Origin of the sequence: Nonomuraea purpurea (genome assembly GCF_042650645.1) — a bacterium.
Lineage (GTDB): Bacteria > Actinomycetota > Actinomycetes > Streptosporangiales > Streptosporangiaceae > Nonomuraea > Nonomuraea purpurea.
Window position 1 is genome coordinate 179,700 of the sequence record NZ_JBHSBI010000010.1, and the last position, 20,607, is coordinate 200,306.

Here is a 20,607-nt window from a genome sequence, read left to right on the forward strand (position 1 = left end):
GCCTCCCTTTCGCTCATTTCGGTCGCTTATTTCGGTCGCTTATTTCGGTCAAGGCCGCAATTATATCTTGTGAGGTGCCCGGTGAAGTTTCCTTCCATGGCAGAACCGGACGGCCGCACGCTCGGCGACGAGGAGGTGGCCGCCGCCGAGCGGGTGATCCGCTCGGGCATGCTCAACTCCGTCTGGGGGACCGAGGCGCGGGCGCTGGAGCGTGAGATCGCCCGCCTGTACGGCACCCGCCACGCGATCACCTGCAGCTCCGGCACCGCGGCCCTCCATCTGTCGGTCGTCGCGGCCGCGCCGGACCCCGGGGACGAGATCATCACGACGCCGATCACGGATTTCGGGACCGTGGCCCCCATCTTGGCGCAGAACGCCGTCCCTGTCTTCGCCGATGTCGATCCCCGCGACGGCAATCTCGACCCCGGCTCGGTGGCCGCGCTCATCGGGCCACGGACGAAAGCGATCATGGCGGTTCACCTGTTCGGCGCGCCCGCCAGGGTCGCGGAACTGCGCGCGCTCGCCGACGAGCACGGCCTGACGCTGATCGAGGACTGCGCGCAGGCCTGGCTGACCGAGCTGCCGGGCGGCCGGCTCGCCGGCACGGCGGGACAGGTCGGCTGCCTCAGCCTCCAGCAGTGGAAACACATCACGTGCGGTGACGGCGGGGTGGCGATCACCGACGACGACGAGCTGGCCGGGCGGATGCGGCTCTTCTCGGACAAGGGCTGGGACCGCGCGTCCGGACGTTCGCACGCCGCCTTCGCTCTCAACTACCGCATGACCGAGCTCCAGGCCGCCGTGGCCCGCGCCCAGCTCGCCAAGCTCCCCGGCGTGGTCGCCGCCCGCCGCCGCACCGCCGCACAGCTCATCGACGCGCTCAAGGGCCTTGCCCGGCTACGGCTGCCGCGCCAGGACGGCCACGCCTGGTGGCTCTTCCCGATCGTGTGCCAGGACGGCGACGCGCCCGAGCTGGCCGCCCACCTGGCCAAGGCCGGGATCCCGGCGCGGGCCGGTTACCTCGCGGAGCCGCTGAACAGGGCGCCGGTGTGGGACGCCGCCGTCTACGGCACCTCCCGTTACCCCCTGGACGGCTACCGCCCGAACCCCTGCCCGCAGGCCGAGCGCATGGTGGACCGCACGCTGCTGGTCATCGACTGGAACGAGAACTACACGGCCGCGCACGTCGAGCTGATCGCCGCCGAAATCACGGTCCTGTATCAGGGATTGACCCGGCCAAGACGCGCTCATTAGGTTTCGGTCAGGACCGGTATTAGTCGAAAGGAAGCCGCCGATGAAGAAGGCAGCGGCAGTCGGCGTCGTGGCCGCCCTGAGCCTCGCGGCCGCCGGGTGCGGAGCCGGCAGCGGCTCGGACAAGAGCACCGTGACCTTGTGGATGTATCCCGTCATCGGAGACCAGGCCAAGAGCCAGGCGTTCTGGGGCAAGGTGGAGAAGGACTTCGAGGCCGCCAACCCCGCGATCGACGTCAAGCTCGACCTGCAGCCCTGGGAGGGCCGCCAGGAGAAGGTCACCACCGCGCTGGTCTCGCGCAAGGGCTTCGATCTGGTGGTGCTCGGTCCCGACCAGATCCCGCAGTACGTCCGGCAGGGCACGGTCGAGGCGGTGGACGACGTCGTCGCCGCCGACAAGGCCGCCTACCTGCCGAACGCCCTCACCTCGCTCACCACTGACGGCAAACTCTACGGCGTCCCGATTTATCAGACGATCACCGCTCCTATCTACAACAAGAAGCTGTTCGCCGAGGCAGGCGTCGACAAGGCGCCGCAGACGCTGGCCGAGCTGAAGGCGGCCGCGCCCAAGCTGGCCGCCAAGCAGGTCGCCGTACTCGACTACCCCGGCAAGCCCGAGGTCAGCCTGAACCAGAGCTTCTACCCCATCCTGTGGGCCAACGGCGGCTCCGTCTTCGCCCCCGACGGCAAGAGCGTCGCCTTCAACAGCCAGGAGGGCATCGCCAGCCTGCAACTCCTGCTCGATCTGAAGGCCGCCGGCGGCCTGCCGGGGAACGCCGCCAGCAAGGGCAACGACATCGAGGGCGGCGCCCTGGCCGCCGGCAAGACCGCCATGTACCACGCGGGCAGCGCCGCCCAGGCCGACCAGCTCGTCGGCGCCATCGGCGCCGAGAACGTCGGCATCGGCCTGCCGCTCGAAGGGGCCAAGCGGGTCGCCTTCGGCATCCCCGGCGCCCTGGTGCTGGCCAAGCACTCCGAGAAGAAGGAGGCGGCCAAGAAGCTCGCCGGCTACCTGGCCTCGCCCGCGGTGAGCGCCGAACTGGCCAAGGAGTCGGGCTTCTTCCCCGCGCGCACGGACGTGACCGTGCCGGGCCAGACGGAGTCGTCCAAGGAGTTCGCCAAGTCCCTGCAGTACCTCTACCCCGGCGACACCCACCCCAAGGCCCGTCAGGTCATGGGCGTCATCGGCCCGCACATCCAGGCGGCGCTGCTCGGCAAGGAAGACGCCAAGACCGCGCTCGACGCGGCCGCCAAGGAGGCCGCCGAGCTGCTCGGCAGCGGCGGCTGAGGTAGGAAAGGAAACACCTGGTGCGTCAACGCCTGCGTGACCCGGTCACCGGCCTGCTGTTCGTGCTGCCCGTGCTCGTCCTGTTCCTGATCTTCCGGATCTTCCCTTCGCTGGGCGCGGCCGGGATGAGCCTGACCAACTGGAACATCGGCGGCGAATGGGACCTCATCGGCGCGGACAACTACGCCCGGCTGCTCGACGACGTGAACTTCTGGTTGAGCCTGCGGGTCACGCTCGTGTACGCCGCCGTCTACGTGCCGCTCACCCTGCTCGTGGCGCTCGGCACGGCGTTGCTGCTCAACCAGGTGGTCTTCATGCGCGGGCTGTTCCGCGGCATGCTCTTCCTGCCGTACGTGACGAGCTTCGTGCTGGCGGGCATCATCTGGCGCTGGATCTACGAGTTCGACGGGCTGATCAACGGCCTGCTCGCCAAGATCGACCTCGGCCCGGTGGGGTTCCTCGAACAGACGGCCGTGGTCCTGCCCGCGCTGGCCGTGGTGTCGGTGTGGAAGGGGTTCGGCTACTCGATGCTGATCCTGCTGGCCGGGCTGAAGTCGATCCCGTCCTCCTACCTGGAGGCCGCCACGGTCGACGGGGCCAGCTCCTGGCAGCGCTTCCGCAGGATCACGCTGCCGCTGCTCAAACCCACGATCTTCTTCGTCGTGGTGATCGAGACGATCAGCGCGTTCCAGACTTTCGACACCGTGTACGTGATGACCGGCGGCGGCCCGGTCAGGGCCACCTACACCCTCATCTACGGCATCTACGACCACGGCTTCCGCTCCTTCGACTTCGGCTACGCCGCCACGTGGGGCATGGTGCTGTTCGCCATCGTGCTGGTCGTGTCGCTGATCCAGCGGCGCTTCCTGGATCGGGGGAACACATGACGATCACCGCGTCCCGGCCCGCCACCCGGACGCCGCAGACCCGCGAAGCCCGACGCCGGCGGTGGCGGGGCACGTGGCCGCCGGCGGCCCTGCTCGCCGTGCTGTCGGTGCTGACCGTCAGCCCGTTCGCGGCGATGGTCATCGTGGCGCTGTCGCCCGCGGGCCGCCCGACCGTGCCCCTGCAGTGGCCGGACTCGCTCACGCTCGACAACATCACGCGGGTGTTGTCGTCGTCGGGATTCGTCACATGGACGGTCAACTCGCTGGTGTACTCCGTGGTCTCCGTGGTGATCATCCTGCTCACCTCGTCCATGGCCGGGTACGCCTTCGCCAAGAAGCGCTTCCCCGGGCGCGAGGCCATGTTCTGGACGTTCCTGGCCACCATGATGGTGCCCTTCCAGGCCACGCTCATCCCGACGTTCGTGCTGGTCAACAGCTTGGGCGGGGTGGACACGTTCTGGGGCCTCATCGTGCCGACGCTGGCGAACTCGCAGGCCGTCTTCCTGATGCGGCAGTTCATCCTGGGGCTGCCCGACGAACTGTTCGACGCGGCCAAGGTCGACGGCGCCTCGGAATGGCGGGTCTACTGGACGATCGTGCTGCCGCTCACCAAGCCGATCCTGGCGACGCTCGGCGTGTTCGTGTTCCTGTGGCACTGGAACGACTTCCTGTGGCCGCTGGTCGTCGGGCAGAGCGACGCCACCCGGACGCTGACCGTGGGGCTGACCACGCTGCGCACCGAGGAGATGCAGCTGTCGATGCTCATGGCGTCGGCGGCCGTGTCGGTGCTGCCGTGCCTGCTGGTGTTCTTCCTGCTGCAGCGCTACCTGGTCAACAGCATCGCGATGACCGGCCTGAAATAAATAGGGTCTTACGGGTGGACATCGCTGTACGAAACCTTCGTGACCGGCTCCGCGGTGCGCTGATCGCCGCCGCGGCCACCCCCATGACGACGGCCGGCGAGGTGGACCTCGACGTGGTCTCCCGCTACCTCGCCGGTCTGGTGGCCGACGGCGCCACCGGCCTGGCCGTACTCGCCCACACCGGCCGAGGCCCCTACCTCGCCCCTGACGTCCGGGCGGGCGTCATCGAACGCGCGCTCGCCCTGGGCGTCCCGGTGCTGGTCGGCGTAGGCGGCGGCCCTCCTGCGGGTTCGTCCGGTCCTTCCGGCACGGTGGCGCAGGCGCGGGTGGCGGCCGAGCTCGGCGCGGACGGCGTGCTCGTCTTCCCCTCCGACGGCGACCGCCTGGCGCTGCACGAGCAGGTGTGGCGGGCGGCCCGCCTGCCCATGATCGCCTTCGACCTCTACACCCGGCCGTGCCCGACCGGCACGCTGCGCGACCTCCTGGCGCATCCCGGCGTCGCGGGGCTCAAGACGGCCCTGCTGTCGGACGCGATGGGCTGCCAGCGCGCCATCACGCTCACCCGGCAGGCGGACCGGCTGGCCATCACCGGCGAGGACCGCATGTTCGGGCCGTCCCTGCTCTGGGGCGCCGAAGCGGCCCTGGTCGGCATCGCCGCGGCGAGCGTCGGCGTGACGGCCGCCGTTCTGGAGGCTTACGCGGGCAAGGACCTGCGGGCGTTCGAGGAGGCGTCGGGGCGGCTGGAGCGGCTGGCCCAGGTCACCTTCACCGAACCGATGGAGGGGTACGTGCAGCGCATGCTCTGGCTGGCCGCCGCCGAGGGCCGTGTGCCCGGCTCCCACGCCCACGACCCTTACGGCCCGCCCCTGCCCGAGGAGGAGCGGGCCGGAGTGGTCGCCATCACCCGCTGAAGGGGATACCGAAGAGGGTCGCGGCGTTGCGCCAGGCGACCCGCTCGGCCGTCTCGCCGGTGAGCTCCGCCGCCGCGACCGCGCCGAACGCCGAGGACGGGTCGATCAGCGTCGCGTCGGTGCCGAACAGGAGCTGCGCCGCGTCCACGGCCGCCACCACCTCGGCGATGCGGCCCGCGGGGGCGTGCGACCAGCAGGGCTCCAGATAGAGGCGGTCGCAGGCGTGCGCGGCCTCGATGGCGTGCCGGAACCCGTCGGCGCCCATGTGCCCGGCGATCACCCTCAGGCCGGGGACGTCCAGGCAGACCTCGGCCAGGGTGAGCACCGAGGAACCCCAGGTGTGGACCAGCGCCGGCCTTCCGGTCGCGGCCACCAGCGTGAGCGCCTCGCGCAGGCGGTCGGAGCCGACCGGTGAACCCGTGTAGTCGGTGTGGATCTTCACGCCGACGAACCGGCCGCCCGGCAGGTACGCCGCCAGGTCCTGCTCCGCCTCGCGCAGCCGGCGCGGGTTGACCGTGACGTAACCGAGCAGGCGGTCCTGCGTCTCCAGGTAGGCGGCCAGGGCGCGGTTGCCCGAGGGGGCGTCGTAGATGACGGCCTCGGTGGCCGAGACGATCGCCCGGTCGATGCCGTAGCGGTCCATGGTGGCGAGGTTGGCTTCGGCCACGTCCATGGTGAAGAACCACGGGCCCCAGTGGGCGTGCACATCGATGATCACGACCGCGTCCTCCCTGCCTGGCCGCCCGCCGGATCCCCGGCCTTCGCCACCTGGTCGCCGGTCAGGAGGCGGATCGCGTTGCCGCCCGCCACCGCCGCGACCTCCTCCGGCTTCAGGCCGCCGGTCGCCAGCCGCAGCAGGGGCACCAGGGGTTCGTAGTGCGGGGCGCGTGAGCCGTACAGCAGCCGATCGGCGCCGACCTCGGCGGCGGCCAGCTCCAGCGCGTCGGGGGAGTTGAGCAGGCGGGTGGAGGTGTGGAAGCCCGGCTCGTCCGCGGCCGCCACCAGGAAGTCGCCCAGGTGGTAGAAGTGTGTGTCGAGGAAGACCACGGTGGCGCCCAGCCCGGCGAAGGGCTGCCAGAACCTGCGGACGTCACCGCCGGTGAGCACCGTCAGGCCGAGCAGGGCCGCCCGCCGCGCGACGTGCCGTACGGACGGGAACCCCGCCTCGACCCCCTGCTCGTCGGGGAACAGCCGGATCGCCCGAACCCCGGCCGCCACCAGCCGTTCCAGCTCGCGCCCCGTGCCGACGGGGTCGCGCAGGTCCACGGCCCCGACGGGGACGACCTCCCGAGCCTCGTGCGCGAGCAGCTCGTCGTTGCCAGAACGCACGTCGAACAGCGCGGCCCGCAGGCTGGCCACCGCCGCCGCCCTGATCCGGTGCCCGTCCAGCACGCCCAGCACCGACTCCGGTGAGCCGGTCGGCCCGTCGCGGTCCGGGCCCCGAACAGCACGTCCACGTCCAGGGCCACCTCCAGCCCGCCGATCAGCCGCCAGGCGTCGAACGGCATACCGGTCCGATCCTCAATCGCCATGCCGCACATCATGTCATCGGCGAAAGCTCCTGAGAAAGTTACGGTCTGGACCAAAATCAATCAGCAATGAATGCGAGGCCGCCGGCGACATTGCCGAGGCCCTTGCGAAGGTGCTCCAGAATGGTGTGAAGATGGCGACATGGGACCGGACCTGATCGCCGCCGTACGACATGGGGAAAGCGCGGCCAACCTCGCCTTCCAGCAGGCGGCTGAGAAACCGCTGGTCTACGAGTACAGCGATGACGAGGTGAGGCTGACCGAGCTGGGCAGGACGCAGGCCGAGGCCCTTGGACGGCTGCTGGCGAGTCTGCCCGGCGGCCAGGCGCCCGACCTGGTCTGGTGCTCGCCCTACCTGCGTGCGCTCGAAACCTGGCAGCACGCCCAGCGGACGTGGGGCGCGGCGCCGCTGCCCGTCACCGTCGATGATCGGCTCAGAGACCAGGAGGCCGGGGCGTTCGCGCGCTACAACCTGGCGGCGATCAGGGAGCGGTTCCCGCAGGAGCTGGCGCGGCGGGAGGCCGAGGGCGCCTACGCCTACAGGCCGCCGGGCGGCGAGTCGCTGGGAGACGTCGTGGTCCGCCTGCGCGACTGCCTGTCCGATCTGGAGCGGCCGGCAGACGGCCGGCGGGTGCTGATCGTCGCCCACGACTCGGTGGTGCTGGCGCTGCGGCACGTCATGGCCGGCCGCCCCGACGCGGAACTGGCCGAGGTGCTCGCGTTCGCCCCCGTGCTGAACGCCTCCTTCTCCCTCTGGCGCGGCGACGTCGGGCGGTTCGAGCTCATGCGCTTCAACGACGTGGCCCATCTCGGCCCGTAGCCGCCGTCTCGACGATCAGGTCGGCCCGCTCGCGGGTGCGGTCCGCGGCGAACCACGCCCGTTCCAGCGCGAACCACTCCCGCCAGCGCGGTTCCAGCGCGGGCCCGTCCCGCTCCAGCACGCGGGCCAGGCGTGTCTCCTCGGGGGCCTCCACCCAGACGACGTAGGCCAGCAGGTGAGCGATCGAGGCGCGGGCCGTCCCGACGCCCTCGATGACGAGGGCCGGTGCGACGGGGACGTCCACGTGCTCCATGTACCTCCCGCGCACCCAGTCGTACCTGCGGAAACCTCCCGGCAGCCCGTGCCGGAGCGGGACGATCACCTGCGACTCCAGCGCCGCGAACCAGCCCTCCGGGCCTTCCTCCCATGGCACGGGGAAGTCGTCGCTGTGCACGACCTGGCAGCCCAGCGCCGCCGCCAGCTCGTCGGCGTAGGTGGTCTTGCCCGCCCCCGCGGGCCCGTCCACGGCCACCAGCCTGACGGGGCCGCACGAGGGCGCAAGCTCCTTGATAGGGAGGGCCGGCGAAATCACCGACCCAGGGTAGAGGAAGGGGGACGGGCAACTGAGAGAATGTTCTTTCGCCCCGAATGCGAGGAGGAGGTTGATCTTGCTCGGACCCCTCGACGACATCGTCGTGCTCGATCTGTCCAGGGCCCTGGCCGGGCCGCACGCCGCGCAAATGCTCGGCGACCTGGGAGCTCGGGTGATCAAGGTGGAGCATCCGGACGGGGGCGACGAATCGCGCGGCTGGGGGCCGCCATTCGTCGGACCGGATCACGATATTTCGACATATTTTCTGGCAGCGAACCGTAACAAGCAGTCCATCGCCATCGACCTCAAGTCCGCCGAAGGCAAAGCGCTCATCGAACGCCTCGTCCGCCAGAGCGACGTCCTCATCGAGAACTTCCGCACCGGCGTGCTCGACCGCCTCGGCTTCTCCGTCGAGCGCCTGCACGAGCTCAACCCGCGCCTGGTCATCCTGTCCATCACCGGCTTCGGCCACGACGGCCCCGAGGGCGGGCGTCCTGGCTACGACCAGATCGCCCAGGGCGAGGCGGGCCTGATGTCACTGACCGGCCCCTCACCCGACGAGCCCTACCGCGTCGGCTCCTCCATCTCCGACCTGCTCGCCGGCATCCACGGCGCCTACGGCGTGGCAAGCGCCCTCTACGAGCGCGAACGCACCGGCAAAGGCCGGGTCGTACGCACCTCGCTGCTGGCCGCCGTCACCGGCGTGCACTCCTACCACGGCACCGCCTGGACGGTCGGCGGCACCGTGCCCCGCGCGGGAGGCAACCACCACGCCTCCATCGCCCCCTACGGCTCCTTCCGCTGCGCCGACGGCATGCTGCAGATCGCCGCCGCCAACGACGGACAGTGGAAGAAGGTCGCCACACTCCTCGGCATCGACCCCGGCCAGCCGAGATACGCCACCAACCGGCAGCGGTTCGCGCACCGCGACGAGCTGATCGCCGACATGGAGAAGGCACTGGCCGCCCACGACCGCGCCTTCTGGCTGGCCGAGCTCGGCGCGGCGGGCGTGCCGGCGGGCGCGATCAGGTCGATCGACGAGGTCTACACGTGGGAGCAGACCCGCTCGCAGGGTCTGGTCGTCCAGGTGGACCACCCGGTGCTGGGCAGCATCGAGCTGCCAGGGCCGCCGCTGCGCTTCGACGGCCTCGACGAGGCCGAGCACACCGCGCCGCCCGCGCTCGGCCAGGACGGCGACGCCGTGCTCGCCTGGCTCGAAGAGCGTGAGCGATGAAGCGCGGACGGTGGCACCGACCGGTGCGCTCGTGCGTCAACATTGCAACGTTGATTGACATCTAGGGAGCGATAGTGAGCCGTCCGGACGCGCGCACACTGATTGAAACGGTCCTCGACAAGGGGTCGTGGAAATCGTGGGACGCGCCGCCCGTCGATCCGGCCGAGCCCGGCTCCTCCTACGCCGACGAGCTGGCCGCGGCCCGGGTCAAGTCCGGCTACGACGAGGCGGTCGTCACTGGCGAAGGGCTGCTCGGCGGGCGCAGGGTGGCCATCGCGGCCTGCGAGTTCTCGTTCATGGCGGGCTCGATCGGGGTGGCGGCGGCCGAGCGGTTGACGGCCGCGGTCGAACGGGCCACCCGCGAACGGCTGCCGCTGCTGGCCGCGCCCGCCTCGGGCGGCACCCGGATGCAGGAGGGCGCGCTGGCCTTCGTCCAGATGGTGAAGATCACCGTGGCGATCCAGGCGCACCGGGCCGCCGGCCTGCCCTACGTGGTCTACCTGCGCCATCCGACCACGGGCGGGGTGTTCGCGTCATGGGGCTCGCTCGGGCAGGTGACGGCGGCCGAGCCGGGGGCGCTGATCGGGTTCCTGGGGCCGAGGGTGTTCGAGTCGCTGCACGGCTACCCGTTCCCCGAGGGCGTCCAGGTCGCCGAGAACCTTCACCGCCACGGCCTGCTCGACGCGGTGGTCTCGGCCGAAGACGCGCGCGAGGTGGCGATCAGGGCGCTGTCCGTGCTCGCCCCCGACAGGTCCGGCATCGTGGCAGGCACGCCCCCTGAAGAGGACCTGCGGCCCGTGGAGGCGTGGGAGGCCATCACCCGCTCGCGCCGCGACGACCGGCCCGGGCTGCGCGCGCTGCTCAAGCTCGCCGCCACCGACGTGACCCCGCTCAGCGGCACCGGCGTCGGCGAGAAGGAGCCCGGGCTGGTGCTGTCGCTGGCCACGTTCGGCACCGCGCCCGCCGTCGTGCTCGGCCAGGACCGGCGGCTCCAGCGGACCAACTCGCCGCTCGGCCCCGCCGGGCTGCGGGTGGCCAGGCGCGGCATGCGGCTGGCCGCCGAGCTGGGCCTGCCGCTCGTCACCGTGATCGACACCGCAGGGGCCGACCTGTCGAAGGCCGCGGAAGAGGGCGGACTGGCCGCCGAGATCGCCCGCTGCCTGGCCGAGTTGGTCACCCTCGACGCGCCGACCGTCTGCCTGCTGCTCGGCGAGGGCGCGGGCGGCGCGGCGCTGGCGCTGCTGCCCGCCGACCGCGTGCTGTGCGCGCAGCACGCCTGGTTGTCGCCGCTGCCGCCCGAGGGCGCCTCCGCCATCCTCTACCGCTCGGTCGACTTCGCCCCCGAGATCGCCCAGGCCCAGCACATCCGCGCCACCGACCTGCGCCGCGACGGCATCGTCGACCGGGTGATCCCCGAACTGCCCGACGCCGCCTACGAGCCCAGGCAGTTCTGCGAGCGGGTGGGGCGGGCGCTGGAGTACGAGATCGCCCGCCTGCTGGAGACGAGCCCGGCCGACCGCCACGCGGCCCGCCAGGCCCGCTACCGCAACCTCGGCTGACATCAGCCTTGGCTGCCGGACCTCGGCCGAAACCGGCCCCGGTTGCCGCAGCCTCGGCTGAGATCGGCCTCGGTCAGTCCCGCCACAGCTCCTTGCCGTCGGCGTCATAGCCGGTGATCGTCATCCCGGCCGAGAAGTCGGCCCCTTCGGTCTTCGGCCCGGCGAAGAACGCCACGCCCTGCCCCCACGGGTCCGGGGTGGTCTCGGCCGTGACGGTGACGCCGTTCTCCATCGTCGCCGTCACCTTGACCGTGCCCGCGGGCGCGTAGCCGTACCAGGCGTTGTTGCCGTTGCCGTACCACAGTTTCCGCTCGGGGCCGAACAACTGGCTCAGCTTCACTCCGGGCAGCGGCCCCGGCAGCGAGTGCACGATCTCGCCGCCCTCCCAGAAAGCCACGCAGCCCCGATCTGTCAGCAGGGCGGAGACGTTCGCGGGCAGGGACAGGCGGGGGGCCTCGGAGATCGTGGCCCTCCTGTCGCACCCCTTGTCGAAGCGTTCGATCTTCTCCTGCGACTCGCCCTTCACCTTGCGGGAGAAGGCCAGCAGGTCGGCGTCGAACGGGAGCTTGACGTACCAGATCCGGACCGGGGTGTCCTTGCCGCGCAGGAACTCGGCGCGGACCCGCCGCCCGTCGGCGAGCACCGCCTCGATCGACTCATAATCCTCCCAGGCCATGCCCAGATAGACCTGGGCGCCGGGTTCCGGCAGGTAGCTGGTCGCCTGCTGCGGGATGAAGCCCTGCTGAGCCGCGACACAGCGGGGACGGCCCGGTGTCGCGTCTCCGGAACGGCACAGCATCGTCATGCCGTTGTCCGCCGGGGAGACCGGGGAGAACCAGGCGCGGATCGGGCCGCCGGCGAACTCCTCGGTGCCGGGGATGGTCATGACCTCTCCCGCCGCCTTCTCGGGGGTATCGTCCGTGGGCACCCGGGACGGCTCGTTCTGACGCCACACCTCCTTGCCCGCCGCGTCATAGGCGACGATCTGATAGCCGCCGCGCCAGTCACCGGCCGGAGCCAGGGCGGAGAACAGCCCGATGCTCATGTTCCACGGGTCCGGCCGGGTTTCGGCGTTCGCTGTGCCCCCGCCGTGGATGGACAGCTCGATCCTGGCGACGTCCTTGCGGGTGAAGCCGGTGATCACCTCATCGCCGACCAGCGCGGTCACCGGGTCGGTCTCGGTTTTCGGTCTCGCCCCGCCGAGACTGACCCCGGCGCGCGTCCAGTACAGCGCCGTCCCGTCCTTCTCCGCGTACGGCCGCGCGGAGACGCCCTCGGGCAGGTCCACGGGCGCACCGGCGGGTTGCGGGGGCACGAACACGTCGTGGGAGAACCGCCCGAAACTCCTCCCCTTGGGGTCGGCGTACTCGACCGAGGACAGTTCGTCCTGGGCGGGATAGGTTACGGTCCAGACCTTGTACGGGGCGCCGTCCGGCGTCATCAGCGTGCCGGGGACCTTCCGCCCGGCCTTGGTGACACCGGTGACGGCGCCGACGTCCAGGCCGGACAACCCCCAGGTCAGCGCGGTCGGCACGTCCTCGCGCCGGCTGCCGCCCGTGACCCACACGGCCGTGTCCTCGTTCAGGTCGATCGGAGCGCAGCCCCCGTACGGGTCCGCCTCGGCCCGTTCCATGACGTAGCAGAGCTCGGGATTGCCCAGTTTCGCCCTGGCGAACCAGAGCCGCAACGGCCGGCCCTCGCTCGGATTGTCGATGGTCACCGACTCGCCCGCGGCCGTCCTTTCGGTCATGAGCCGCTGGTAGATCGTGTCGGGGTCGGCCGCGCTGTTCCTGCCCAGGCCCCCGTTGAGCAGGACGGGAACGAACACGGCCAGCAGCGCCACCGGCAGCGCGGCCAGCAGCCGGCGGCCCGGCGCCCGGTGCGGCCGGCGGTCGCGGATGCGGGCCCACGCGTGCGGGCTCGCCTCGAAGGTCTGGGCCTGGGCGTCGAACGCGGCCCGCAGCCGCGCCTCCAGATCGTTCACGCGTCCTCCTTCAGCGCCTTGCCCAAGCTCGCCAGAGCCCTGCTGGCGTGGGTCTTCACCGATCCGGGCGAGACGCCCATCGCGTCGGCGATCTCGCGTTCCGACAGGTCCAGCCAGTAGCGCAGGACCATCGCCTCGCGCTGACGGCGCGGCAGGCGGTCGACGGCTTCGAGCAGCTCGCGGTGCTCCTCCGAGACGAGGTAGGCGTGCTCGCTGCTGCGGGCCGGTTCCGGGGGATCGGGGCGGCGCAGCCGGATGAGTCTGAGGTGGCGCAGCCGGTTGCGGGTCAGGTTGCAGACGGTCGCGCGTAAATAGGCCAGCGCGGCCCCGTCGTCGCGCAGCCGTCTGGTGTGCAGCCGGGCGAACGCCTCCTGGGCGATGTCCTCGGGGTCGTCCGCGCCGAGCAGACCGGCCAGTCGTACCAGGGACTGGTACTGGGCCGAGAACAGATCGGCGAACGACGGCTGCGCCATGGTCGCTGTTTCGGTCACATCACTTCAGACACCCGAGGCGGGCGTCCGTTGACTCAGGGGACCGGAATCCTTTCGACCCGGATGGAGAAGACCTCCTCCCGGGGCACCACGACCTCGTAGGCGCCGTGGTCGACCATCCAGTAGCCCAGCGCCTCGGCCTTCATCCCGCTGTGGCCGGTGTAGGCGATGTGCAGCCCGTCCTCGTCCTCGTCGAGCACGATGCACGGCTCGCCGCCGAACGCGCCCACCGTGCGGATCAGCACCAGCCACTCCACCTGTGATCTGGGCACCAGCCGTCGCCAGTAGCCGGAGGCGGCCTCGAACCCCTCCAGCTCCTCCTCGCTGAACAGCACCACCTGGTCGCTGTCGGGGCCGAGGGCGGCGGGCAGCGTGTGCTCGCCGTAGCGGGCGACGAAGCCGGAGGCGACCGGCGTGATCTCCTCGCTCAAGCGCCCTCCTCTGCTCTGCTCGCTCATGCGGCGGGCCGCCAGGTCAGCCCGTCGTACTCGGCGAAGGGCCGCTCTCCCGCATCGGTCACGTGGATGATCTCCGCTCCCGCCGGGATCGGCATCGGCACGGTGTGGAACTGCGGCACCACGTGCTCCGACGACGTCGTGAACCCGTTGCCGGCGAACGGCGGACTGTCGCTCCAGTCGCCTCCCATGTGCGGCCCGTACGGCACCGCGTAGGTGTCGACGTCGCGGGCGAACCAGCGCATGACATACAGCTCTGGCACCTCCGCGAACAGCTCCGACACCTCGAAGCCCAGGTCGAGGCCGTAGTAGAGGGCCTCGGGGGTGGTCAGTCTGACGCAGTCCTGGACCCGGTAGACGTAGCCGGAGATGACCGTGCGCTTGCCCGCCAGATATGGCACGAGCAGACGCGGCGGGACAACCTTCTGCATCTGCGTTCCGCTCACTGTTCCACTTTACGATCGCTTGACGTCAGAGCACCCGATGTTGGAGGCACGGCAGGGTGGCCCTGGCCGTCGCCGTCCACTCATGATCGACCTGTACGAGTTGCACGCCGGGGCCGGTGCCGGCGTCGGCGCGGACCACGCCCAGGGGGTCGACCAGCATGCTGCGCCCGACCCCGTACCCGTCGGAGGACTCGGCCGGGTTGGGCGCCTGGCCGACGGCCGCGGTCCACATGGTGTTCTCCAGCGCCCGCGCCTTGACCAGGGTCACCCAGTGTTCCTCCTTGAGGGGCCCCGAGCCCCAGGCGGCGATCACCGCGAACAGCTCCGCGCCCCGGTCGACCAGCGCCCTGAACAGCTCGGGGAAGCGGAGGTCGTAGCAGGTCGCCAGCCCCACCCTGAGCCCGGCCAGCTCCACGACCACGGGCTCGGCCCCCGGCGCGACCAGGTCGGACTCCTTGGCCCCGAACGAGTCGAACAGGTGGATCTTCCGGTACGCCGCCCGCAGCGCACCCTGCGCGTCGAGGACCACGGCCGTGTTGCGCACGCGGTCGTCCCCCGATTCGAAGACCCCGGCGATCACCGGCAGACCGTGCTCCCCGGCGGCCTCGGCCAGGCCGGACACGAACGGCCCGTCGAGGGGCTCGGCGAGCTCGGTGATGCGCCTGCCGTAACGGGTGAGCGTGGCCTCGGGAAAGATCGCGAGATCGGCTCCCTCGGCTCTGGCCAGAGCCTCTTTGACCCTCTTGAGGTTCGTCGGCGGGTCAGGGGACACCGGGATCTGACAGAGGGCGATTGTGGTCACGGCCCGACTCTAACCGGTTAGACACCAGTCGAAACCAGGTCAGGCATCGCCAAATCCATTCGAGTGGGCCGTACCTGAATCTGGCCAGCCACCACCGGCTGAACAGCACCTGAACGCCCACGGTCGCCAGCGCCAGCGCCACCACCGCCCAGCGGGTCCTGTCGGCGTTCAGCAGCGGCGTGGCCGCCACGATCACCGCGGTGCCCGAGACGTAGTTGGTCAGCGCCATCCGCCCCAGCGGCTCCAGCACCGCCGACAACCACGGCCGCAGGACGAGCAGCAGGCCCAGCGAGTACGCGGCCGCGCCCATCAGGGCGGCCACGCTGTAGAGGGTCCACGAGTTCGTCACGGCCCACGCGCCGCTCAGCAGGATGGTGGCCAGCGTCGTGACCGCGAACGCCGGCAGCAGCAGCCGCCTGGACGGGCGCAGCTCCCACAGCGCCATCCCGAGCAGGAACAGGCCGGGGATGAGCAGCGGCCCGCCGCCCACCAGCACCGCCCACGCGATCACCACCAGCGCCAGCAGCAGTACCGGCAGGCCGCCCGGCAGGAACGAGGCGGGCAGCAGCACCGCCGCGCCGTAGAAGGCGTAGTCGGTCAGCACCTCGCCCTTGTAGAAGGCGTGCTGGGCCATCCCGATCCAGAACAGCCAGAACAGCCTGCTCAGCAGCGCCCAGCGGCTGTTGCCGCGCAGGAACAGCATGAAGCTGATGCCGAACAGCAACGAGAAGATCGGGTAGAACCGGCTCTGGAACAGCGCGTCGATCGTCCAGTCGACCGCCGTGCGCGGCTCCTTGGCGGTGTGCTGCCAGGTGTTGACCAGCATGATGCCGCCCACCGCGAAGCCGCGTAGGGCGTCGAGTTCACGGATACGCGTCAAAGGAACCAGGTGAACCACCATATGAGGAATCCGCCGCTGATGACGGCAGCCGTGATCTGCGGCCACCGGCGGTCGTGGCGCAGCGCCGCCGCGGTCAGCACCGCCGAGACGGCCGCGATCCAGGTGTAGAACCCGACCATGTCGGGGACGCCGACGGCCAGCGCGGTCTCGTTCCTGCCGGCCAGGGCGGAGATCGACTGGACGATGAGCCCGGCGAACGCCACGCCCGCCAGCCCGCCGAAGGCCGCCAGGCCCCTGCCCTTCAGCGCGGCCGTGACGAGCTGGATCAGGGACGTCAGCGCGAACAGCGCGAAGGGGGCGGCCAGCCAGGGGGACCGGGAGATCTCGTACGGCGCCAGGGTCACGTGCATGCCGCCCGCCGGGGCGAGGGTGTCGTCGAGGCAGGGGGAGGCCGTGTGGCGCGCGGGGTCGCCGACGAACTCGGCGATCTGCGCGCGGGCGCACGCGCTGCTCAGGAAGACGGCGTGGGAGGCGCCGGCGAACTCCTGGAAACGGGCGTTGGGCAGGGCCTCGGCGGCGGGCTTGGCGGTCCTGACAGGGGTGGTGGGGTCGTACTGGCCGCCGAGCACGTACACGGGGGCCTTGGCGGTGGCGTTGACGGGCGCGGATTTGGGGAGCTGCCAAGCATCGCACACCGCTTTATCGCCATTTACGGTGAAAAGTCGGGATTTGGTGGTGAAGGTGTTGAACGGGACCTCGTCTTGGCACTGCACCGCGTGATACAGCCCGAACTCGTGCGACACCAGCCCCTCGCCCACGGCGTCGGCCAGCGGGCGCAGCAACTCGTCGTGGCCCGTGGCCAGCGCGTTCACCATCGCCGGAGCCACCGCGGCCACGTCAGCCTCGTGCAGCGCCTCCGCCATGATCGTGGCGACGCCGTCGCCGCTCATCCGCGCCGTGAACGCCCTGCCCAGCAGCGGATCGGTGGTCGCCACCCGCGCCGGCGACCGGTTGAGCCGCGCCACCATGGCGTCGAACCCGCCCGTCACCCCCAGCCAGGCCATGGCGTCGGCCAGGTTCCTGCCGGCGTCGTCGTACCAGCGCACGCTCTCCGGCAGGAACGAGTCCAGCACCACCGACCGCACCCCCTCGGGGTCGGCCGCGGCCACGTCCATCATGACCCGGGTCGAGTAGCTGACGCCGAACAGGTTCCACGAGGTGTACCCGAGCTGCCGGCGCAGCGCCACCACGTCGGCCACGATCTCCTTGGTGTTGTAGCCCCGCAGGTCCACGCCCTGCTGCCGGAGCCGCTCGCGGCACCTCACCGCGGCGGCGGCCATGTCGGCGGGCGGGGTCCTGAGCTGCCCCAGCAGCGCCTCGGCCGTCTCGGGGCAGCTCAGGACCGGTTTGGAGTACTTGCTGCCGCGCTGTTCGATCGTCACCACGTCGCGGTCGGGGAACATCTGGCTCAGAAACCCCGTGAGCTGGATCGACGACGAGGCGGGGCCGCCGCCCATGTAGACGATCGGGTCCGCTTTGCGGTCCTTTGCGGTCGAGGAGTGAACCGCGTACCCGACCTCGATCGTCGCGCCCGGGGCGTCCCTGCGCTCGGGGACCACGAGGAAACCGCAGGTGGTGCGGGGCGGCATGGCGACGGGACAGTCCGCCGCGGCGGCCTCGCCGGAGGTCATGGCGGGAGGAAAAGCCAGGGCGAGGGCGAGCACGACCCGAGTGATCACGGAACGAGACTAATAGTGTGGAGCCGTGACCGAACCACTTGTTACCCGGATGCGCGCCTTCGGCACGACCATTTTCGCGGAGATGAGCGCGCTGGCCGCACAGACCGGATCGATCAACCTGGGACAGGGCTTCCCCGACACCGACGGGCCCGCGGCGATGCTCGACCGCGCGGTCCAGGCGATCGGCGCCGGCGCCAACCAGTACCCACCGGGCCCCGGGCTCATGGAACTGCGGCGGGCGGTCTCCGACCACCGGGCGGCGCACTACGGCCTCGACTACGATCCGGCCGGCGAGATCCTGGTCACCGTGGGCGCCACAGAAGCCGTCGCGGCCAGCGTGCTGGCCCTGTGCGAGCCGGGGGACGAGGTGATCGCGTTCGAGCCCTACTACGACTCCTACGCCGCCTCGATCGCCCTGGCCCAGGCCCGGCTGGTGGCCGTGACGATGCGGCCGCAGGCGGGCCGCTTCACCTTCGACCCCGACGAACTACGCGCCGCCGTCACCCCGCGCACCCGCGCCATCCTGGTCAACTCACCGCACAACCCGACAGGCACCGTGTTCACCCGCGATGAGCTCACCCTCATCGCCGAGCTCTGCCGGGAGCGCGGGCTGATCGCGATCACGGATGAGGTGTACGAGCACCTGACCTTCGACGGCGTCGAGCACATCCCCCTGGCCACGCTGCCGGGCATGCGCGAGCGCACGATCATGATCTCTTCAGCGGGGAAGACGTTCTCGGTGACCGGCTGGAAGACCGGCTGGATCTGCGCGCCGCCCGACCTGGTCACCGCCGTGCAGACCGTCAAACAGTTCCTCACCTTCACGGCGAGCGCGCCCTGGCAGCTCGCGGTGGCCTTCGGGCTGCGACACGAACTCGACTGGGTCTCGGCCCTGCGCGCCGGGCTCCAGGACAAACGCGACCGGCTGATGGACGGGCTGGAGGCGGCCGGCTTCTCGGTGCTGCGGCCCTCCGGCACGTACTTCGTCCAGACCGACATCCGGCCGCTGGGCTTCGAGGACGGCCTCGAACTGACCCGCCGCCTGCCCGAACTGGCCGGGGTGGTGGCCATCCCCACGCAGGTCTTCTACGACCACGCCGAACGCGGGCGCCACTTCGTCCGCTTCGCCTTCTGCAAGAAGGACGAGGTCATCGACGAGGCCGCATCCCGCCTCAAACGTTTGTCCGCCTGACTCCCGTCAGTTCAACGCATCGTAACGAAGGGTAAACTCACCGTGGTGGTATCGCGGTGATACCACCTTCGACCTACGATGGGGGGTATGGCTATGACCCTTCGCCTGACCGACGAGCAGACCGAGGCCCTTCGCAAGCGCGCCGAGTTCGAGGGGCGCAGCATGCAGCAGGTCGCCCTGAACGCGATCGAGGAGTATCTGGCTCGGCACGCCGCCGACGAGGAGGTCCGTCGCCTTGGCGCGAAGTCCAGGGACCGCTGGCGCAATGTCCTTGATCGGCTTGGCGAATGACCCGGTATCTCACACTGGAGCAGGTTCTCGAACTCGCCGAGGCCGAGCTGGGCAACGTTCTGGCAGTGAGAGACCTCGGCCTGCTCGACTCGGCCGTGCATCGGCCGAGCTCGACCATGTTCGGCCAGGAGGCCTATCCCGACCTGATGACGAAGGCGGCGGCGCTGTTGCACTCGGTGGCGACCAACCATCCGCTCATCGACGGCAACAAGCGGCTGTCCTGGTTGGTGACTGATGTCTTCCTGCGGTTCAACGGCGTCGAACTCGACACCGACGACGACTCCGCCTACGACCTGGTCATCGCCGTGGCCTCCGGCAAACTCGCCGAAGTCGACGAGATCGCCGACGTCCTGCGTACCTTCACGAAAGCGGCCTGATCGCCCTCAGCGGCTCGGCTCGTCCAGCGGGGTCAGCGCCTCCGTGGCCGCCTCGTACTCCATGCCGGTCGCCTGAAGCAGGTCCACGACCACGGACCGGAGCTGCGCGATGATCACGTGTGCCGAGAACCCGAGCCCGTCGGGCCGCTCCCGCGCCGCCACCGCGAGCAGCGCCTGCCGGGCCAGCGTCGGCTCCCGCCCGGCGCCCAGTTCGAGCTGCAGCAGCAGCGCCGCCTCCGACACCTCGCGCATCGCCTCGGCCAGTGAAGCGGGTGGCGGGCTCGCCTCGCCGAGCGCGGCCAGCGTCCGCCTGGCCAGCACCCGGGCGTTGCGCATGGCCAGATCCACCGGCACGGCCGCGGTCTCGTACTGGGCCAGCCGGGCCCGGCGATGCCAGTGCAGCGGTGAGATCAGGGTGATCTCCTTGCTGGTCTCCAGCGCCATCTCGTACTCCTCCACCGCCGCCTGCGTGTTGCGCGCCTCCTCCAGCGCTTCGGCGGCCAGGTCCACGTCCCGCTTCTCGATCGCCTCCGCGGCCTTCTCCATCACCGTGGACAGCGCGTCCAGCACCCCGGACAGGTGCTTGGCCGCGATCGTGAACGGGCTCGCGGGCATCAGCGCCACCGCCGCGATCGCGATCACGCCCCCGGTGAGCGCGTCGGCCATCCGGTCCAGCCCGCCCGCGCCCTCGCCCGGCACCAGCGTGGCCACCAGCACGGCCGACGAGCCGGCCTGCGCCACGAACAGCGCCCCGCTGTTCAGCAGCACGGCCACCGCCATCGCCAGCCCCACCACGAGCGCGATCTGCCAGGCGCCTGAGCCGATCCACGCCACCAGCAGGTCGCCGATGCCCACCCCCAGGCTGACGCCCACGACCAGTTCGACGACCCGGCGCAGCCGTTGGCCGAGCCCGACGCCCACGCAGACGAGCACGGAGATGGGGGCGAAGAAGGGGCGGGGGTGGCCGAGCAGTTCCATGGCGATGACCCAGGCCAGCGCGGCGCCGACCGCGGATTGCGCGATGGAGGGCGCCATCAGGCCGAACGTGCCCAGCCGTTCCTTCATGTGATCGCTGAGCCTGGTTCGCACCCCTCCACCTTGGCGGATCTTTATGA

22 protein-coding genes are annotated in these 20,607 nt (G+C 70.7%); 11 read left to right on the forward strand and 11 right to left on the reverse strand.

Features of this window, described 5'->3' with window-relative positions; translation table 11 throughout:
• Positions 1–96: 96 nt before the first annotated feature.
• The 5 genes from ACFOY2_RS21260 to ACFOY2_RS21280 are packed head-to-tail and all read left to right on the forward strand — an operon-like array spanning position 97 to position 5,200.
• On the forward strand, positions 97–1,254 hold the full coding sequence (locus tag ACFOY2_RS21260) for a DegT/DnrJ/EryC1/StrS family aminotransferase (RefSeq protein WP_379529792.1): 1,158 nt from the start codon (positions 97–99) through the stop codon (positions 1,252–1,254).
• 40 nt (positions 1,255–1,294) lie between these two features.
• Positions 1,295–2,539 (forward strand): ABC transporter substrate-binding protein, encoded by a 1,245-nt coding sequence (locus ACFOY2_RS21265; protein WP_379529793.1) that lies wholly within the window; start codon positions 1,295–1,297, stop codon positions 2,537–2,539.
• A gap of 20 nt (positions 2,540–2,559) precedes the next feature.
• Complete coding sequence (locus tag ACFOY2_RS21270) at positions 2,560–3,426, forward strand: carbohydrate ABC transporter permease (protein WP_379529794.1); 867 nt, start codon at positions 2,560–2,562, stop codon at positions 3,424–3,426.
• A complete protein-coding gene (locus ACFOY2_RS21275; protein ID WP_379529795.1) occupies positions 3,423–4,289 on the forward strand; it encodes a carbohydrate ABC transporter permease in 867 nt (288 codons plus the stop codon). The genes ACFOY2_RS21270 and ACFOY2_RS21275 overlap by 4 nt, the downstream gene beginning before the upstream one ends.
• A gap of 14 nt (positions 4,290–4,303) precedes the next feature.
• Positions 4,304–5,200: a dihydrodipicolinate synthase family protein gene (locus ACFOY2_RS21280; RefSeq protein WP_379529796.1), complete on the forward strand. Its 897-nt coding sequence runs from the start codon at positions 4,304–4,306 to the stop codon at positions 5,198–5,200.
• On the opposite strand, the gene ACFOY2_RS21285 is transcribed toward ACFOY2_RS21280, so the two are convergent.
• Positions 5,190–5,918 carry an amidohydrolase family protein gene (locus ACFOY2_RS21285; RefSeq protein ID WP_379529797.1) on the reverse strand — a complete coding sequence of 243 codons (729 nt, stop codon included), beginning with the start codon at positions 5,916–5,918 and terminating at the stop codon, positions 5,190–5,192. The genes ACFOY2_RS21280 and ACFOY2_RS21285 overlap by 11 nt on opposite strands.
• Positions 5,915–6,601 (reverse strand): amidohydrolase family protein, encoded by a 687-nt coding sequence (locus ACFOY2_RS21290; protein ID WP_379529798.1) that lies wholly within the window; start codon positions 6,599–6,601, stop codon positions 5,915–5,917. Before ACFOY2_RS21290 ends, ACFOY2_RS21285 begins: the two co-directional genes overlap by 4 nt.
• A gap of 270 nt (positions 6,602–6,871) precedes the next feature.
• Here ACFOY2_RS21290 and ACFOY2_RS21295 point away from each other — a divergent pair, with 270 nt between their 5' ends.
• Positions 6,872–7,549, forward strand: a complete 678-nt coding sequence (locus tag ACFOY2_RS21295) for a histidine phosphatase family protein (RefSeq protein ID WP_379529799.1) — start codon at positions 6,872–6,874, stop codon at positions 7,547–7,549.
• Here the strand turns inward: ACFOY2_RS21295 and ACFOY2_RS21300 are convergent.
• Positions 7,521–8,081 (reverse strand): uridine kinase family protein, encoded by a 561-nt coding sequence (locus ACFOY2_RS21300; RefSeq protein ID WP_379529800.1) that lies wholly within the window; start codon positions 8,079–8,081, stop codon positions 7,521–7,523. The genes ACFOY2_RS21295 and ACFOY2_RS21300 overlap by 29 nt on opposite strands.
• 76 nt (positions 8,082–8,157) lie before the next feature.
• Between ACFOY2_RS21300 and ACFOY2_RS21305 the strand changes: the two genes are divergently transcribed.
• Together ACFOY2_RS21305 and ACFOY2_RS21310 are read left to right on the forward strand one after the other, a co-directional pair.
• The gene (locus tag ACFOY2_RS21305) at positions 8,158–9,315 is read left to right on the forward strand and encodes a CaiB/BaiF CoA transferase family protein (RefSeq protein WP_379529801.1); all 1,158 of its coding nucleotides are present in this window, start codon (positions 8,158–8,160) and stop codon (positions 9,313–9,315) included.
• Positions 9,316–9,389: 74 nt separating this feature from the next.
• Positions 9,390–10,874, forward strand: coding sequence for a carboxyl transferase domain-containing protein (locus ACFOY2_RS21310; protein ID WP_379529802.1), 1,485 nt, complete (start codon positions 9,390–9,392; stop codon positions 10,872–10,874).
• A gap of 73 nt (positions 10,875–10,947) precedes the next feature.
• Here the strand turns inward: ACFOY2_RS21310 and ACFOY2_RS21315 are convergent, their stop codons facing one another.
• The 7 genes from ACFOY2_RS21315 to ACFOY2_RS21345 are packed head-to-tail and all read right to left on the reverse strand — an operon-like array spanning position 10,948 to position 17,632.
• Complete coding sequence (locus tag ACFOY2_RS21315) at positions 10,948–12,858, reverse strand: hypothetical protein (protein ID WP_379529803.1); 1,911 nt, start codon at positions 12,856–12,858, stop codon at positions 10,948–10,950.
• Complete coding sequence (locus ACFOY2_RS21320) at positions 12,855–13,349, reverse strand: sigma-70 family RNA polymerase sigma factor (protein ID WP_379529804.1); 495 nt, start codon at positions 13,347–13,349, stop codon at positions 12,855–12,857. Before ACFOY2_RS21320 ends, ACFOY2_RS21315 begins: the two co-directional genes overlap by 4 nt.
• A 35-nt stretch (positions 13,350–13,384) precedes the next feature.
• Entirely contained in the window at positions 13,385–13,780 is a 396-nt protein-coding gene (locus ACFOY2_RS21325; RefSeq protein WP_379529805.1) for a hypothetical protein, read from the reverse strand.
• A gap of 23 nt (positions 13,781–13,803) precedes the next feature.
• Positions 13,804–14,250, reverse strand: a complete 447-nt coding sequence (locus ACFOY2_RS21330; protein ID WP_379529806.1) for a hypothetical protein — start codon at positions 14,248–14,250, stop codon at positions 13,804–13,806.
• 25 nt (positions 14,251–14,275) lie between these two features.
• Positions 14,276–15,052, reverse strand: a complete 777-nt coding sequence (locus tag ACFOY2_RS21335) for a carbon-nitrogen hydrolase family protein (RefSeq protein ID WP_379529807.1) — start codon at positions 15,050–15,052, stop codon at positions 14,276–14,278.
• Positions 15,012–15,932, reverse strand: coding sequence for a DUF418 domain-containing protein (locus ACFOY2_RS21340; protein ID WP_379529808.1), 921 nt, complete (start codon positions 15,930–15,932; stop codon positions 15,012–15,014). The genes ACFOY2_RS21335 and ACFOY2_RS21340 overlap by 41 nt, the downstream gene beginning before the upstream one ends.
• Positions 15,929–17,632 (reverse strand): alpha/beta fold hydrolase, encoded by a 1,704-nt coding sequence (locus ACFOY2_RS21345; RefSeq protein ID WP_379529809.1) that lies wholly within the window; start codon positions 17,630–17,632, stop codon positions 15,929–15,931. Before ACFOY2_RS21345 ends, ACFOY2_RS21340 begins: the two co-directional genes overlap by 4 nt.
• A 25-nt stretch (positions 17,633–17,657) precedes the next feature.
• Here ACFOY2_RS21345 and ACFOY2_RS21350 point away from each other — a divergent pair, with 25 nt between their 5' ends.
• The 3 genes from ACFOY2_RS21350 (at position 17,658) to ACFOY2_RS21360 (ending at position 19,492) form a co-directional block, all read left to right on the forward strand.
• Positions 17,658–18,824: a pyridoxal phosphate-dependent aminotransferase gene (locus tag ACFOY2_RS21350; RefSeq protein WP_379529810.1), complete on the forward strand. Its 1,167-nt coding sequence runs from the start codon at positions 17,658–17,660 to the stop codon at positions 18,822–18,824.
• 87 nt (positions 18,825–18,911) lie between these two features.
• On the forward strand, positions 18,912–19,115 hold the full coding sequence (locus ACFOY2_RS21355; protein ID WP_379529811.1) for a CopG family transcriptional regulator: 204 nt from the start codon (positions 18,912–18,914) through the stop codon (positions 19,113–19,115).
• Positions 19,112–19,492: a type II toxin-antitoxin system death-on-curing family toxin gene (locus tag ACFOY2_RS21360; RefSeq protein ID WP_379529812.1), complete on the forward strand. Its 381-nt coding sequence runs from the start codon at positions 19,112–19,114 to the stop codon at positions 19,490–19,492. Before ACFOY2_RS21355 ends, ACFOY2_RS21360 begins: the two co-directional genes overlap by 4 nt.
• 6 nt (positions 19,493–19,498) lie before the next feature.
• Here ACFOY2_RS21360 and ACFOY2_RS21365 read toward each other — a convergent pair whose 3' ends face one another.
• Positions 19,499–20,581: an FUSC family protein gene (locus tag ACFOY2_RS21365; protein WP_379529813.1), complete on the reverse strand. Its 1,083-nt coding sequence runs from the start codon at positions 20,579–20,581 to the stop codon at positions 19,499–19,501.
• Between the last annotated feature and the right edge of the window lie 26 nt (positions 20,582–20,607).